A 16058-nucleotide genomic window follows, 5' to 3' on the forward strand; every position below is an offset into this window, starting at 1 on the left:
GATGTCGCCTTTGACAGGCAGGCATCCGTCCCTTCTCCTACCTGTCACTCTTTTTGCTAAACACCCAGCATGTTAGCGCCTGCTACATGCATTATCGCGCGCGCCCTCTTCCTGCTCATCGCCTTATTCGTCTCAAAAAGTCATGCACTTTGCAGTCTGGATCACAATAGCTGAATCGGGTTAGCAAAATGTTTTGCTAATCCCAAAGGATCCCCCTTATGTTAGCCATGAAAAACCGGTTTAGCTGTTTAGCATAAATACAATCAATCACATACCGAGTGATATAAAATGATGATAAAACCAAGCTATCTTGCTGTATCAATAGGACTTATCCTTTCTTGTGCAGCGACAACCACCTCTGCAGCCTCACCCTCGTCTTCCTCAAACATGGATATTGAAGCCCGCCTCAATGCGTTGGAGCAACGATTACAACAAGCGGAACAGCGGGCAAAAAATGCAGAAACACGCGCCGAAATTGCCGAAAAACAGGCACAAAAGCTGGAAACTCGAACGCGTCAGGCAGAAGAAAAGACCGTTCAGGTGGCTAAGCGCACAGATAAACTGGAAAGCAAAACACAGGATGGCAACGGTTTTGAGTTTCATGGTTATGCCCGTTCCGGCCTGCTAATGAACGACTCTGGCACCGGCACCCAAGGTGGCCCGTATGTTACGCCAGCCGGCAGTACCGGAGGGGCAGTTGGCCGCTTGGGTAATGAGACAGAAACTTATGTTGAAGTCAATTTGGAGAAAAAGCAGAAGCTGGATAACGGTGCCACCACCCGCTATAAAGTGATGCTGGCTGATGGTCAGCGCAGCTATAACGACTGGACAGCCGACAGCAGTGACCTCAATGTGCGCCAGGCATTTGTCGAACTTGGCACCCTGCCAACCTTTAACGGTATTTTTAAAGACAGTACATTGTGGGCCGGTAAACGTTTCGATCGCGATAACTTCGATATTCACTGGCTGGATTCCGACGTGGTATTCCTTGCCGGTACCGGTGGCGGTATTTATGACATCAAATGGACCGATAACCTGAAGAGTAACTTCTCGTTATATGGCCGTAATTATGGTGAGATCGAGAATGTTAATAGCGATATCCAAAGCTATATTTTCACTGCCAATAACTATAGCGGCCCCTTCCAGTGGATGGTGAGCGGGTTGCGCGCCAAAGATAATGAGGCGCGCCAAAATAGCGGTGAAGCCGTTAATACTAATGCCACAGATAAAGGTATTCACAGCATGTTGGCCTATCACGGTGACAGCTTCTATGGGCTACGTGATGGTACGTCAAAAACCGCGCTGCTGTACGGCCATGGTTTAGGGGCTGAAGTAAAATCTATCGGGTCCGATGGCAACTTAACCAGCAGCGCAGATACCTGGCGTTTGGCGACTTACGGCACCACCGCATTAAGTAAAAACTGGAGTCTAGCCCCAGCAATATTGGCGCAACAAAGTAAGGATCGTTATGTCTCGGGCGATAGCTATAAGTGGATAACATTCAACACCCGCCTGATTCAGGAAATCACCGAGAACTTTGCATTAGCTTATGAAGGTAGTTATCAGTACATGAATCTGGATCCGCAGGGCTATAAGGATTATCACAAAGTCAGTGGCGGTTTCTATAAATTGACCTTCGCCCCAACCTTTAAAGCCGGTGATATCAGCAACTTCTTCAGCCGGCCAGAAATTCGGGTGTTCGCCACCTATATGGATTGGAGCCAAGATCTGGATAACTACGCCAAGGATGATTCCTTCGGTAAAGATGGTTTTGCTGCCGGCGGACAATGGAACTTTGGTATCCAAATGGAAACCTGGTTCTAACTATTACGCACCGCGGTAATCACGACGAATACCGCCTGCTGCCGTGACGATCCTCGGCATGCAGGAATAAAAATAAATTTGCGAGGGATATCATGAATATCAATGAGACCGTAACGGCTCTGCTCCCATTGCTTGGTGGTAAAGAGAATATCGTCAGTGCTGCACACTGCGCCACTCGCCTGCGCTTGGTTCTGGCAGATGATTCTTTAGTGCAAAAATCAGCGGTAGAAAAACTCGATGGCGTTAAGGGCTGCTTCAGCAATGCCGGGCAGTTACAGGTGATTTTCGGTACCGGGTTGGTCAATAAAGTTTATGCCGAATTTATCAAGGTAGCGGGTGTAAACGAAGCCAGTAAATCTGAAGCTGCCGCTGTGGCGGCGCGTAAACTCAATCCGTTCCAGCGCATTGCCCGCCTGCTATCCAATATTTTTGTCCCGATCATTCCGGCAATCGTGGCGTCCGGCCTGTTAATGGGCTTGCTCGGCATGGTAAAAACCTATGGCTGGGCCGATGCTGACAGCGCGCTGTTTATCATGCTGGATATGTTCAGCTCCGCTGCCTTTATCATTCTGCCTATCTTGATTGGTTTCACCGCGGCCAAAGAGTTTGGCGGTAACCCGTATCTGGGGGCAACACTGGGCGGCATTTTGACGCACCCAGCGCTAACCAATGCCTGGGGGGTGGCGGGCGGTTTCCATACTATGAATTTCTTCGGTATGGAGGTGGCGATGATTGGCTATCAGGGCACAGTATTCCCGGTGCTACTGGCAGTGTGGTTTATGAGTATGTTGGAAAAACGCCTGCGCAAAGTGATACCTGATGCGCTGGACCTGATCCTCACACCGTTTTTGACCGTAATCATTACCGGTTTTGTCGCGCTGTTATTTATCGGCCCTGCCGGGCGAGTATTGGGTGATGGGATCTCGCTGGTACTTAGCACACTGATAACCCATGCTGGCTGGCTGGCCGGGTTACTGTTCGGCGGGCTTTATTCCGTGATAGTGATAACCGGCATCCATCATAGCTTCCACTCCATCGAGGCCGGGCTATTGGGTAATCCGAATATCGGGGTCAATTTCTTGTTACCTATCTGGTCAATGGCAAACGTGGCGCAAGGCGGAGCCTGCCTGGCAGTCTACTTTAAAACCCGCGATGCTAAAATTAAAGCCATCGCCATCCCATCGGCATTTTCTGCCATGCTGGGTATTACCGAAGCGGCAATTTTCGGAATTAATCTGCGCTTTATCAAACCCTTCCTTGCTGCACTGGCAGGTGGTGCATTAGGAGGCGCTTGGGTCGTCGCGAATCATGTCAATATGACTGCGGTGGGCTTAACCGGTATCCCGGGCATCGCTATCGTACAAGGCAATTCAATTGTTAATTATCTGATTGGATTGGTTATTGCATTTGGCGCTGCATTTATTATCTCTCTACTGCTTAAGTACAAAACGGACAGCGAATAATGCAAGAAGTCAGTTTGCTAAAACAACTTACGCTGGCAGTGATGCGTGGTCAAATCCGCGCATCGCGTGACCCTCATCGGCCAGGCTGGCACCTGGCCCCCAGTGTCGGGCTGCTGAATGATCCCAACGGGTTTATTTATCATGCTGGCTATTATCATTTGTTCTATCAATGGAACCCGTTAGATTGCCGCCACGGCAGTAAATACTGGGGCCATTGGCGTAGTGTCGATCTGGTTCATTGGGAACATCAGCCTGTCGCATTGGTGCCCAGTGAAGAATATGAAAGCCACGGCTGCTACTCAGGTTCTGCCGTTATTGCTGATGACCGAATCACGCTGATTTACACCGGTAATGTGAAATATCCTGATGGCTCGCGCACCGCATTCCAATGTCTGGCACAGGAGAATGAGCGAGGGGAATACGACAAATTAGGACCAGTGCTCCCATTACCTGCGGGCTATACCGGCCATGTTCGCGACCCGAAAGTCTGGCAGCACGACGGTCAGTGGTACATGGTTTTAGGCGCGCAAGATAAGCAACTGCAAGGGAAAGTGCTGCTATTACGCTCCGATGATTTACGTAAATGGCATAATCTGGGTGAAATTGCCGGTTCTGGTCTGGGCGGATTAGGCCCGTTTGGCTATATGTGGGAATGCCCTGACATGTTCAGGTTAGCGGATCAGGAGGTGCTGATTTTCTGCCCGCAGGGCATCGCTGCTGAAGCAGAGCGTTATCGTAATACCTTCCAGGCTGGCTATTTACTGGGCCAATTGGATTATACCAAGGCAGCATTCAACCATCAGGATTTCCATGAACTGGATCTCGGCTTCGAATTCTACGCGCCACAAACCACGCTGGCCGCAGATGGCCGCCGCCTGTTATTCGCCTGGATGGGCATCCCGGATGAAGATGAGTTGTATCAACCCACCGTAGCCCATGGTTGGATCCATACCATGACCTGCCCACGAGAGCTGAGTCTGGTTGACGGCAAAGTCATTCAACGACCCGCGCGTGAATTGCAGGCATTGCGCCGTGAACATCGTCAGTGGCAAGGTCGTGCTCAACAGGCACCGGCACTCTCCATCCGCAGTGCTGAAATGATAGTCGAGGTTAGTGCGCCATTTATCCTCGAATTAGGCGATGAAATGATGCTGATATGGGATGGTGAACGTATCACACTAAGCCGCCGCAATCTGCGTACCGGGCTGCAAGAGTTCCGTTATTGGCGCGGTCAATTGCAGCAGTTACAACTGCTCTGCGATAGTTGCAGCATAGAGATATTTATCAATCAGGGAGAGGCGGTAATGACTACATGCTACTTCCCGACTGAAGACCCGATAGCAATCTTTAACGGAAATGCTGAACTGTGTCTGCAACACTGGTTGTTGTCTTCGCCCATGTTAGAATGAACTATCTTTCAAGGCGACAGATTCACTCAGTGAAAAACAATAACCTGTGAAAAATCATAAACGAATTACCATTAACGATATTGCCAAACTGGCTGGTGTGTCGAAATCGACCACCAGTTTGGTGCTCAATGGGCGTAGCAAGGAGTATCGTGTTTCCGATGAAACGCGGGATCGTATTATTGCCTTGGCCAAAGAACATAACTATCAACCGAGCTTCCACGCCCGTTCTCTACGCTCAACCCGCAGCCACACCATAGGATTGGTGGTCCCGGAGATGACCAATCACGGTTTTGCCCTGATTTCACGTGAGCTGGAGATGCTGTGTCGCGAAGCTGGATTACAGCTACTGATTGCCTGCACCGATGAGAATCCCGGCCAGGAGATGATGGCGGTCAATAGCCTGGTTCAACGTCAGGTCGATGGCCTGATTGTCGCCTCCAGCCAGCTCAATGACAGCGAATATCAAAAGATCAATGCCCGCCTGCCAGTGGTGCAGATGGATCGATTAATTGGTGAATCAGATTTGCCGCTGGTTATCACTGACTCGGTAGCCTCCACCGCCATACTGGTTGAAAACGTTGCCCGCCAACATCCTGATGAGTTTTATTTTCTTGGTGGTCAGCCACGCATCTCCCCTACTCGCGATCGGCTGGCTGGCTTTCAGCAGGGTCTGCAACAGGCAGGGGTGACCTGCCGCCCCGAGTGGGTCCTAAATGGCCATTACCTGCCCAGTTCCGGTTATGAAATGATTGCCCAACTCTGTGCACAATTAGGCCGCCCACCTAAAGCGGTGTTTACTGCCGCCTGCGGGCTGTTGGAAGGTGTACTGCGCTATCTCAATCAGCATCAATTAATGGACAGTGAGATTCATTTATGCAGTTTTGACGATCACTATCTGTTTGATTGCCTGCCGTTGAAAATAGATACCATCGCACAAGATTGCCAAGGGCTGGCACGCCACAGCTTTGAGATGATCACCAGCTTGATTGCTGAATCGGCACTGGCGCAAAATCAACTGATTCTGCCAGGGCAGATCCATTGGCGCCATCCGGGTTCTAAGGCGCTTAATGAGCAACACTGAACCGGTGACCACCCCTGCATTAGCCGACTCCTGGCGGCGCTGCCAAAAATTGATGCAAGCCCACCAATGGCGAGTACCTCACCGGGCCGTGGGTGCGACGTTCCAGTCAATTTGTCAGCGCAAAAATGACTTGCTGGTATTAGGTCAGGCGGCATTGGAAGATGCTTACGAATATATGGAATCACGCCCTTGTGTGCTGCTGATTCTGGATGAAAGTGGCTGTACTCTATGGAAATGCGGGCATCCACAAACGATAAGTCAGCTACAGGCATTAGGGATTGATTGCGGCAGTTATTGGGCAGAAGGGCTAATGGGTACCAATGCCCCGGCGCTGGCAATTGCTGAAGGCAACCCGATACAAGTCAGTGGCCAGCAGCATTTTAAACAGGCGCTGCATCCGTGGCGCTTTTGCGCTACTCCGGTGTATGACAACAGTGGCCGCCAACGGGCGGTCATTGTTTTAGGTAGCCTGCTCACCGAACATGCGGCAAGTGATTTGCCTCTGACATTGGCTATCGCCCGCGAAATTGGCAATTATCTCCACGCAGATAGCTTATTAGCAGAAACTAACCGTCATCTGAATGAACTCAATGCCCTACTCGATGGTGTGGACGATGGTGTCATGGCATGGGACCAACGCGGTTGCCTGCTGTATCTCAATCGTCGTGCTGCGGCTATTTTACAACTAGATGAAACCAGTAGCCTCGGCAAGCCGGTCACAGATTTGCTGACCTTACCCTCCTTACTGACCCACGCCATTTTACACCGTAATCCCCTCAGCCACGTCGAGGTGACCTTTGAGAATCAGCAGCAATTTATTCCGGCTCTCTTAACCCTCAAACCCATCCCAGATGGTAACCGCTGCGGCTTTATTGCATTACTCCATCCACAAGAATTACTGCGGCAAATGGTGCACAACCAATTAGGGGGGGCTAATTGTACTTTTGATGATATGCCGGTTGCTTCACTAGAAATGCGCCGCCTGGTGCGTTATGGCAAGCAGGCTGCCAAAGGTCGGCATCCGATTTTACTGCACGGGGAAGAAGGGGTCGGTAAACAGCAGTTGGGGCAAGCAATCCATAATGCCAGCAATCGCGCCGATGGCCCTTATATCGTCTTAAATTGTCAGGCATTGCCACAAAATTTCATGGCGCGAGAATTTCTTGGTAGTGATGCCAGTGAAGGGGAATCTGGCCAACCCAGCAAATTTGAACTGGCTAACGGTGGCACCTTATATCTGGAACAAGTTGAATATCTGTCGCCGGAAATGCAGTCAGCTCTGCTGCAAATCGTCAAAACTGGCATGGTAATGCGGGTCAACTCTAATCGGGTGATCCCAGTCGATGTCCGGATTATTACCGCCACCGGGGCAGATTTGCCCTTATTGGTTAAACAAGGGCGTTTTCGCCGCCAGCTATTTTATACCCTACAATCTTTCGAATTACATATTCCACCACTGCGTCAGCGTCAACAGGATATCCCCCCACTGGTACAGCATACATTGGCAAGCATTGGGCAACATTTCCACTGCCAATACCAGCCAGATGAGAGTGTTATCCGTCAGTTATGCCAATACCCATGGCCCGGGAATGATCAGGAACTGAAAAGTGTGGTGGAGCGGGCCGCCATGGCTTGCCGCAATAACCGCATTAACCTCAATGATTTGCCAGAGCATCTACTGGGGGAAAGGCTGTTATTAGAACCGGAGATGCCGCAACCTCAGCCTGTCTTATCACTACAAGAATTAGAAAGACAGGCCATTATTCGTGCGGCACTGGTGTGCCAAGGTCAGCTAAATGAAATGGCGACCTTATTAGGGATAGGCCGCACAACCTTATGGCGAAAAGTAAAACTTCATCGGCTGGATATCAGCCAATTTAAGGGTGGCGAGTCATAATCTCAATGCACCGCCCAGTCAGGGAAAATCATCGGCAAAGTAAATGCTTTTAGCTGCTCAGCAGAGAGTTGACGCCGCTGTGCATTAATCTCTGCGCCCGGCCCTTGACTGTTTGCTTCAAAGAAACGTGAATCTTGTGGATAGAACCAGATTTTCTCGCCTTGCTTATCTTTACCAGACATTTTATCCCAACCGTAAATGTGGTCATCCATCGTCGTATTTATAAATACCGTCTGGCCAATGGCCGCAGGATCAGCATAACGGCCATCATCAAAGGCAGTGGTCGGATGCCACGGACGCCCTAAAGCGAAACTTTTGGCTGGAACACCGGGTTCTTTGGTCAAACGACTATTGAGAAAAATCAAACCATAAGGTGATGTGTTTAATGTACTGGGGGCAGTAATATAGCCATAGGGTGGCTCAATATCACGACGATCGCGGGCAATAATATTACATCGGTCAAATACCGTAATACCTGAGCCAAAAATAAAATCGACATGACCACTGATTTCGCAATCAGTAAAATAGCTACGACTGCCCGTTTTGCTGTACAGCGTATCCTGATAACCTTCGAGTTTTACTTACTTAAAGCGCGCCTTATCACTGTTTTCAGCTAATAATAATGCCACAGCTTGAGTGTCTTTTAACTTCGTCGGATCGCTGTCAGCTTTCTTTTTATTGGCTGGGAAATCAAAATCATTACGAATAGTAAGTTCTTCAGCCGTAAAATTTGCCGCATTAACCAGTACCGTACTACTACCAGATGTTCCCCATTTCTCTCCTTGCGGGTTAAGCATACCCGCTGCCGTATTGGCACTGATCACCGTACCATCACGGTCTTCCCCTTTCAAAGTAACGTTATTACGATTGACCTCTAGCCTTTCGTTATAAATGCCATTTTTCAGGAAAATCACAAACAGCGAATTATCCGCTGGTGCTGATTTTAACGCAGTATTAATCGAGGGAAACTCATTATCCTGAGGCGCAGTAGAAACCACAGCATTATACTGGGCAGCACTGACTTTCCCCAATACAGCAATTGACATCAATCCTAACAATAGCGTTTTACCCAGAAAATTAATTGGCATTACATGATCCTTAGTTATTAATGCTCGCCAGATTAAAATGGTTTTAGGTTATTATCGATTAAGAAAAGCCAGTTACACTATGGTAAAACGGCATAACACTAAAAATGGAACGATGTTCTATTTACGCAGATCACATTTTTGACATTTATAGTTAAATCATAAAAAACCACCCTATATTGAAAGTATGGATAATTTTCAACTCATCTAGCAAGCCTATCAGTAACAACTGCATTTTATTCACTCGCGTTACTAATTCATATAAAGCAACCACCAATAAAAACAATATTTAATCAAAAACATATTATTAGCTAAATATAGATACAATGATAGATATTGATAAAAACTTGCCGAAAAGGGATCTTTGATATATAAAAAAGAAAGAAACAATAAAAAATAGCAAGTCATCAATAAAAACAGGCCCACTAATACATGTGCGTTTATATGGCTTATTTTCATCAATGTAATTTATCAATAACAAATTAACTTACTAGGATATTTTCATTATGGGGATTAAATATAAAATCATTCAGTTTAATATCAATGAGCTTGGGATGGATATAAATCACGTTAAAAATACCTTGTCATTTAAATCATTAGCGTGGGATACTAATGATATAAAACTATCTCAATTAAAATTCTTGGCCAGAAAATTTTATAACGATAAAATCATCATCTTTCAGGAGGCTCAACGTTATCTGGATGATAGATGTCCACCACCAAACATTCAAAAACTCATATTGCGTTTATCTGATATAGATAGACATTTTTTTTACTCCTATAAACCCTTTAGAAAAAGAAGCATTAGCCGATTTATTGTTAAACACATTAATAATCAATGGGAAGTCAGTAATATTGCCTGCCCAGAATTAACTAACTTTACTCAACATGCTGACTATCCCTCAGATTTAAGGCAATTAAAACGTCAATTCCCGCCAATGGACCCGGCAATAAGTCATTCACTTATATTAAAAAAGCTCATAAGGAGTTTCGTCGAAATGCTGTGCGAATGTGAGCATGGGCAAAAAATAGAAACAGTTGAAGTTACCTGTCATCAGATGTCTTTAATTATTGATAATACAATGAATTCGGTCTGCAATTCACCAGAAGGCTTACATCAGGATGGATGTGACTATATTGTATCAGCATTAATTATTGATAAATACAACATTGACGGAGGAACGAGTAAACTCTACTGTACAGAGAGAGAAGAGTTTATTAAATCACAAACATTGAACTGTGGTGAAGGTTTGTTTCATATCGATAGAAATTCAACCATTTGGCACAAAGTGACCCCTATAAAATTAAAAGACCCATTAATAAAAACAGGTTACAGAAATATATTAGGATTCGATTTAAACTATATGCAGCAACAATAAACTCATGTGAAATTAATTTAATGAAAATTAATCAAATAAAAACAAAACAAAATATTACACTATCATTACTGTTTTTCATCCACGGAATAGCCTACGCGAGTATCGTACCCTGGATTCCAGACATAAAAGAAAAGTTTCATCTAAGTCATTATATGGTTGGAATAATGATATCTGCAATCCCAGCAGGAGCAATTATTATGGGGTTATTGTCCAAGAATTTTATTAACACCATTGGATTATATTGGGCGACAATTATAAAATTTTTATTTTTTATAATTATCATATCAATAATACCATTTGCATCATCATGGTATGAAATAACACTGCTGCTCTTCCTGTTTGGGGTTTTCGATGCTTGGGCAGATACCTGTATGAATGTGCAGGCACTTAACATACAAAGATTATATGGCCGAAGCTTGATTAATAGATTTCATGGTGCAGAAAGTATCGGCACAATAATGGGGGGGGGCATCGCCATATCAGCAATTGGATTCGGACTTTCTATGGGACAATTTAGTTTTTCCGTATTGCTTATGAATCTAATAATATTAATTAATTATATGATATTTTTCCGAAAGGGGGATTCATTTGATGAACTTTCCCTTCGTGAAAATATTAAAAAAAGTATGGGCGCCACAGGTACTCAACTGTATATCATTGCGTTAATCTTGCTAACATTCACTTGCGGCATAGAGGAAACAGCAAGTGTTTGGGGTGCTATCTATATGAATGATTACTATCAAGCTCCATCTGTAATTTCAGGTTTACCTTATTTAGCATGTCAGGTATCAATGGTTATAGGGCGAGGATTTGGTGATTACCTGACCAATAAATTGGGTAATATCCCAGTATTAAGATACGGAATTCTAATGGCAGCATTGGGAATCTTAATTGTGATAACCATTCATTCACCAATTGTTTCAATATTAGGTTTTTCACTAATCGGATTAGGGATGTCAGTGGTATTCCCATTAACAATTTCATTTATTGGCCAAATACCCAATATAAACTCGACGAGTGGAATCGCATTCGCAACTTGGATATCAAGAGTTGGCCTACTTATATTTCCACCGTTAATAGGGATGTTAGCCGACATGACATCATTAAGAACTGCATTGATTATGATATTGGTTAGTTGCGTACTGGCATTCTTATTAATTAATACACTATCAAATACACTAATTAAACAGTTAACCTCAGGAGATAGATAATGAAAAAAACAAAGTGGGCTATCATATCAGGGGATGGACTCCCAACGAGTGGTCTACTCACTATTTTTAGAAATGTTGCAGAAATAGCTATAAAAAACAATGATATTATAAATGAAATACCCGCCGATTTAGGATTTTCTTGGCGGCCGGACAAAAAAAATTTTTTCCCTCATGGTAGTACAGAATCACAATATCCAACATGGATGAGAATAAGTTCTATCCATCAAAAATACTCTTATGATAGCGATCATGGGCACTGTTTTACTCATATCAGAAAGAGGGTGGCAAGATATAAATCATTAACAGGAGAAGAAATTAAACAGATCAATCAAGATATTAATTCTATTGCTAAAATTTATGAGGATTATTTCCTAAGTTGGTTTGAAGATAATAAGGTCGATTGGGTGTTTTGCTTAAATATTACCCTTTCGGATGCCGTTCCTGTTAGCCTGGCACTGCACAACGCAGCGAGAAGGTATTGGGCTAAAAAAGATAACGGCGGTATTATTTTTTGGGATCATGACCTATTTGGTAGTTATGCCATTTATGAACATGAAGAAAGACTATATCCTGAAAAACCCAATATATTGACACCCATACCACAAGATAATACCTATACTAAATGGATAGTTGCGTCTGAAGCCTTGGCGAAGGAAAGTAGAGACTATCCAACAGAATTGGTACCTGATGTCATTCCTAATATATTACCGTCAATCGATGTGTCTGCTTTTAGCAATATTCACATTGATTTTTTAAACCAATATAATATAGCTATAGGTTCATCTATTGTTATAGTTCCCGTTAGAGTATTTAGAGTCAAGGGTATCGAAATATCAATAAGTGTTTTTAATAAGCTACTTGATATTTATAAAGAAAAAAAACTACCCACGCCGAAACTGTTGATATTCGGGAACATGAATGAAGATCCTGAGTATGCTCATGATTTAAAAGAGCAGGTAAAAAAATACAACCTAGACAATAGTATTATATTTTTAGATGAAGTACCGATAAAAACATATAAAGATAAAGACAACAAATGGCATTTAGATGAAATTGACTTACTTATCATTTGCCATACGTTATCCGGCGCAGTTTTATTTACACCTAATGTAGAGAACGTGGAAAGTGTCGGTTTAGGTCCAGCACTTGCTGCTATTGCAGGTATTCCCTGCGCAGTAACACAGTATACGGCCTTCACTGAGTTTTATGGCACTGAGTACCATCACATTAAAGTAATCCCAGAACACCCCAGGGATGCTGCACAACAGTTATTTGAATGGATGCAGTTACATGCTGCCGGGGCTGACGAGATTAAAACGCTATTAGCTAATAATAAAAAATTTGTTCAATCAAAATTCCCTAGAGAACCGTGGAGTAAATTTATGCATAAGTTATTATAAATAGAGATTATTACTTTCAAGAAAAACTCACTTCAAAGGAATATATAATGAATATTATAGATATAAACATACGCAAAAATAAAAATGAAATACCACCCAAAATAAAAATTTTAATACTCGGCGCTGGAATGTCGGGTTTAGAGTTAGCTAAGCATTTAAATTGTAGAGGAATAAAAGACATCGTCGTTATAGAAGCTGGTCCAGCAGATGATTACAACCATATAAATGCAGGAGGTGAATATGAACGAGCCAATGAATATTGGAAAAATGAAGGATCTGATAAATACTCCTACCGTTCATGGCATTCTTTAAATGAACCTCATTTTGCTAAAGGAACTTGTCTACGTCGTAGAGTCGGCGGTAGATCCCTTTATTGGCATGGTGTTATTTTACCAATAGAGGCTGAGACACTTAAATTCTGGCCTTCAAATATTGCCCATGATCTTACTGAAAGTTGGTTAGGTGGACCATCACTTTACACACAGGTGCAGTCTGAAATGCTCGCATGGGCAGATAAGAATCACGATATAGATTACTCTCTTCAGCTTTCTGGTTTTGAGTTTAAAATAACACCTCAGGTTATTCGTAATATTAATTCATCAGGTGGCTGGGAATCTTATTCACCACTTTCCTATTGGAAAGAAGATAACCAATTAAGATCTAACCCGAAAATAATTCCTGGGTATGAAGTTATGTCACTCATCGTTAAAAATGGTCACTGTATTGGCGCTAAGTTGAGACATATTGGCTCTAATAAGGTACATACCATCTTCGCTGATAAATGTGTTCTCGCCTTAGGTACCATTGAGAATACACGTTTGGCAGCGCAAGTACTTTATGATTCGGGACATTTAATTGAGGAAAAAATAACTGGACTCGTCGATCACATTGTTCAGGGGTTTAATGTGACATTTGAGTATTATAAACTATCCGATATGCTGAGAGAGTTAATTGAATATAAATCTGACACTATATTCTTTTGCCATAGTTCCGCAGGAGAAAGATTTAATTTATTTTTCACTATCACCCAATCAGATTTTGGCATTGAATTAGAAGTATGGACAATGGGCGAACAGATCCCCTCCGATCACGGATATATTTTCATAAATAGAAATGATGAGAACATGCCTTTATCAATTTATAGTGGTTTAAATAATGATGATAATGTATTGATACAAAAACAGCGGGATGAACTAAATATATTCTGGCATGGAATTTGTGAAAATATATCAATCCCCTTTTCCCCATTAGTTTTTGAAGGCGGTTTTACTGTCCATGCCAGAACCATGGGGGATGTCTATCATGAATTTCATTCCCCATCGAGGGTAGTCCATGCCAACAAACCCGTCACATGGATAAGCCCACTTGGAACGGAAAACCATGAAAGTAGTACTCTGCCACTGGGAGAAATATTGAATGAAAATCATGAATTTGATCATATCAAAAATCTATATGCTGTTGGCCCAAGTACATTCCCACGACCAGGTGCGGCTAATCCATCGTTAACAACACTCGCACTATCACGTCGACTTGCTTACATTCTTAATTAACAGAAGGCTAAATTAATAAGGATATTACTTTTATGTGTAATCCAATTTATATTCTCGGTACTGCTCTATCGCATGATGGCTCAACATGTCTAATGAAAGATGGCAAAATTATATTCTCGATTGAGAAGGAAAGAATATCCCGAGTAAAACATGATGGATTTAATGATAATTCAACTATTCAATATTGTTTAGATGCTGCGGGTATTGAATATAAGGACCTCTCATTGATAGTAGAACAAAACTCTTATAATCCATTATTTAGCCAATCATTAGAACAGCGGAAAAATAGGGTTTTACCCCCCATGGTGCCGATCATCACACTTTCTCATCACTTGGCACATGCCTACAGTGCCATAGGAACATCACCTTTTGATGATATGGGTATTGTGGTTATTGATGGCCATGGAGGTAGCTTAGACAGTTGTAATGACATTGTTGAGGATATCAAAGGTGCGAATAGTATCCACGTTAACAATCGTTACCGTTACTGGGAAACATGCAGCTACTACGTTTATCAAGATAGTAAAATCAAGCCTATCTTCAAAGACTTCTCCAGGTGGGTTAATCGAAAGAATCGCAAAGACTATCCTGTTTCGAGCTGGGAAATAGAAAATTCTATTGGTGAGTTTTATGAAGGGATAGCGCTGTATATTTTTGGCGAGCTGGATTGCGCAGGTAAGTTGATGGGATTAGCCCCTTACGGAAGGCCGAATGTAATCGATTGGATACCGTTCTACTTCGATTCCGGCAAAGTGGTGTTGCGTAGTGACTGGTGGGCAAAAATAGACCCTCTGTTAAACTCTGGTCCTACTCATTTTCGTGACAACTTCCAATATTACGCCGATTTAGCATATTGGGCGCAAACCAAACTCGAGGAAGCACTGTTTTATCTGTTCAGCCATTACTACCAACTTTATCCTATGAAAAACTTTGCTTATGCCGGAGGGGTTGCATTAAATGCCACCGCAAATGAAAAGCTCATTACTAATAGTGAGTTTGAGCGTCTCTATATCCAACCTGCGGCGGGAGATAACGGGCTATCAATTGGTTGTTGCTATTATGGCTGGTTGGAAGTGCTGAAGAAAGAGCGAGTAAAACACTCTGGCTCAACATACTTTGGCAAAAAATATGATGATATTAGTGTTATGGCAGAGCTTGAAAAGCATGCCGATAAAATTGAATATACTTACTATGATGATATTGAAGCTATTGCCGCAAAATCCATCGTGGCAGGTAATGTTATTGCCTGGTTCCAAGGGGAGTCTGAATTTGGCCCTCGCGCTTTAGGAAACAGAAGTATCTTAGCGGACCCCCGTAACCCTCGAATGAAAGATCATATTAATACTAACGTTAAATATCGCGAGGATTTTCGCCCCTTTGCTCCTGCCGTTTTGCATGAAAAAGCGAATGACTATTTCGACTTGAACCATGATAGTGATCACATGCTATTTATTGCCTATGTCAAAGAAAAATATCGAGCAGCACTACCTTCGATTGTCCATGTAGACGGTAGTGCCCGCGTGCAAACTGTCAAAAAGGAGATGAATAAAAAATTCCATACCTTGATAAATTATTTTTTTGCCGAGACTGGCGTGCCTATATTACTGAATACCTCTTTGAACACCAAAGGAATGCCAATAGTGGAAACCCCTAAGGATGCCGTCAATTTATTCTTAAACTGTGGGCTAGATTTCCTGTTCATCAACAATTACATGATATACAAGAAAAACACGTCATTAATCTCTTTGTATTAATACAA

10 protein-coding genes and 1 pseudogene are annotated in these 16058 nt (G+C 43.3%); 10 read left to right on the top strand and 1 reads right to left on the bottom strand.

The window, feature by feature from the left end:
• The first annotated feature begins 288 nt into the window (after positions 1-288).
• The 5 genes from V1955_RS19090 to dhaR all read left to right on the top strand — a co-directional run bounded on the left by V1955_RS19090 (position 289) and on the right by dhaR (position 7674).
• A complete protein-coding gene (locus V1955_RS19090) occupies positions 289-1824 on the top strand; it encodes a carbohydrate porin (RefSeq protein WP_083160713.1) in 1536 nt (511 codons plus the stop codon).
• Positions 1825-1916: 92 nt separating this feature from the next.
• Positions 1917-3287, top strand: coding sequence for a sucrose-specific PTS transporter subunit IIBC (locus V1955_RS19095; protein ID WP_442821283.1), 1371 nt, complete (start codon positions 1917-1919; stop codon positions 3285-3287).
• On the top strand, positions 3287-4696 hold the full coding sequence (locus V1955_RS19100) for a glycoside hydrolase family 32 protein (protein ID WP_442821284.1): 1410 nt from the start codon (positions 3287-3289) through the stop codon (positions 4694-4696). Before V1955_RS19095 ends, V1955_RS19100 begins: the two co-directional genes overlap by 1 nt.
• 46 nt (positions 4697-4742) lie before the next feature.
• Positions 4743-5777 (top strand): LacI family DNA-binding transcriptional regulator, encoded by a 1035-nt coding sequence (locus V1955_RS19105; RefSeq protein WP_442821285.1) that lies wholly within the window; start codon positions 4743-4745, stop codon positions 5775-5777.
• Positions 5764-7674 carry a dihydroxyacetone kinase operon transcriptional regulator DhaR gene (gene dhaR, locus V1955_RS19110; RefSeq protein ID WP_372557931.1) on the top strand — a complete coding sequence of 637 codons (1911 nt, stop codon included), beginning with the start codon at positions 5764-5766 and terminating at the stop codon, positions 7672-7674. Before V1955_RS19105 ends, dhaR begins: the two co-directional genes overlap by 14 nt.
• A gap of 2 nt (positions 7675-7676) precedes the next feature.
• Here the strand turns inward: dhaR and V1955_RS19115 are convergent.
• A pseudogene (locus V1955_RS19115) lies at positions 7677-8762 on the bottom strand (pectinesterase family protein).
• Between the two features lie 503 nt (positions 8763-9265).
• On the opposite strand from V1955_RS19115, the gene V1955_RS19120 reads away from it, so the two are divergent.
• Genes V1955_RS19120 through V1955_RS19140 form a run of 5 tightly spaced genes read left to right on the top strand, consistent with a single transcriptional unit; the run spans position 9266 to position 16053 of the window.
• Complete coding sequence (locus tag V1955_RS19120; protein ID WP_372568636.1) at positions 9266-10138, top strand: 2OG-Fe dioxygenase family protein; 873 nt, start codon at positions 9266-9268, stop codon at positions 10136-10138.
• A gap of 20 nt (positions 10139-10158) precedes the next feature.
• Positions 10159-11349 (top strand): MFS transporter, encoded by a 1191-nt coding sequence (locus V1955_RS19125; RefSeq protein ID WP_442821286.1) that lies wholly within the window; start codon positions 10159-10161, stop codon positions 11347-11349.
• A complete protein-coding gene (locus V1955_RS19130; protein ID WP_442821287.1) occupies positions 11349-12749 on the top strand; it encodes a hypothetical protein in 1401 nt (466 codons plus the stop codon). The genes V1955_RS19125 and V1955_RS19130 overlap by 1 nt, the downstream gene beginning before the upstream one ends.
• 47 nt (positions 12750-12796) lie before the next feature.
• Positions 12797-14299, top strand: a complete 1503-nt coding sequence (locus V1955_RS19135) for a GMC family oxidoreductase (RefSeq protein ID WP_442821288.1) — start codon at positions 12797-12799, stop codon at positions 14297-14299.
• Positions 14300-14331: 32 nt separating this feature from the next.
• A complete protein-coding gene (locus tag V1955_RS19140) occupies positions 14332-16053 on the top strand; it encodes a carbamoyltransferase family protein (RefSeq protein ID WP_372568632.1) in 1722 nt (573 codons plus the stop codon).
• The last annotated feature ends 5 nt before the right edge of the window (positions 16054-16058 follow it).

It is taken from the genome of Yersinia sp. 2545 StPb PI, assembly GCF_052217125.1.
GTDB classification, from domain to species: domain Bacteria; phylum Pseudomonadota; class Gammaproteobacteria; order Enterobacterales; family Enterobacteriaceae; genus Yersinia; species Yersinia enterocolitica_E.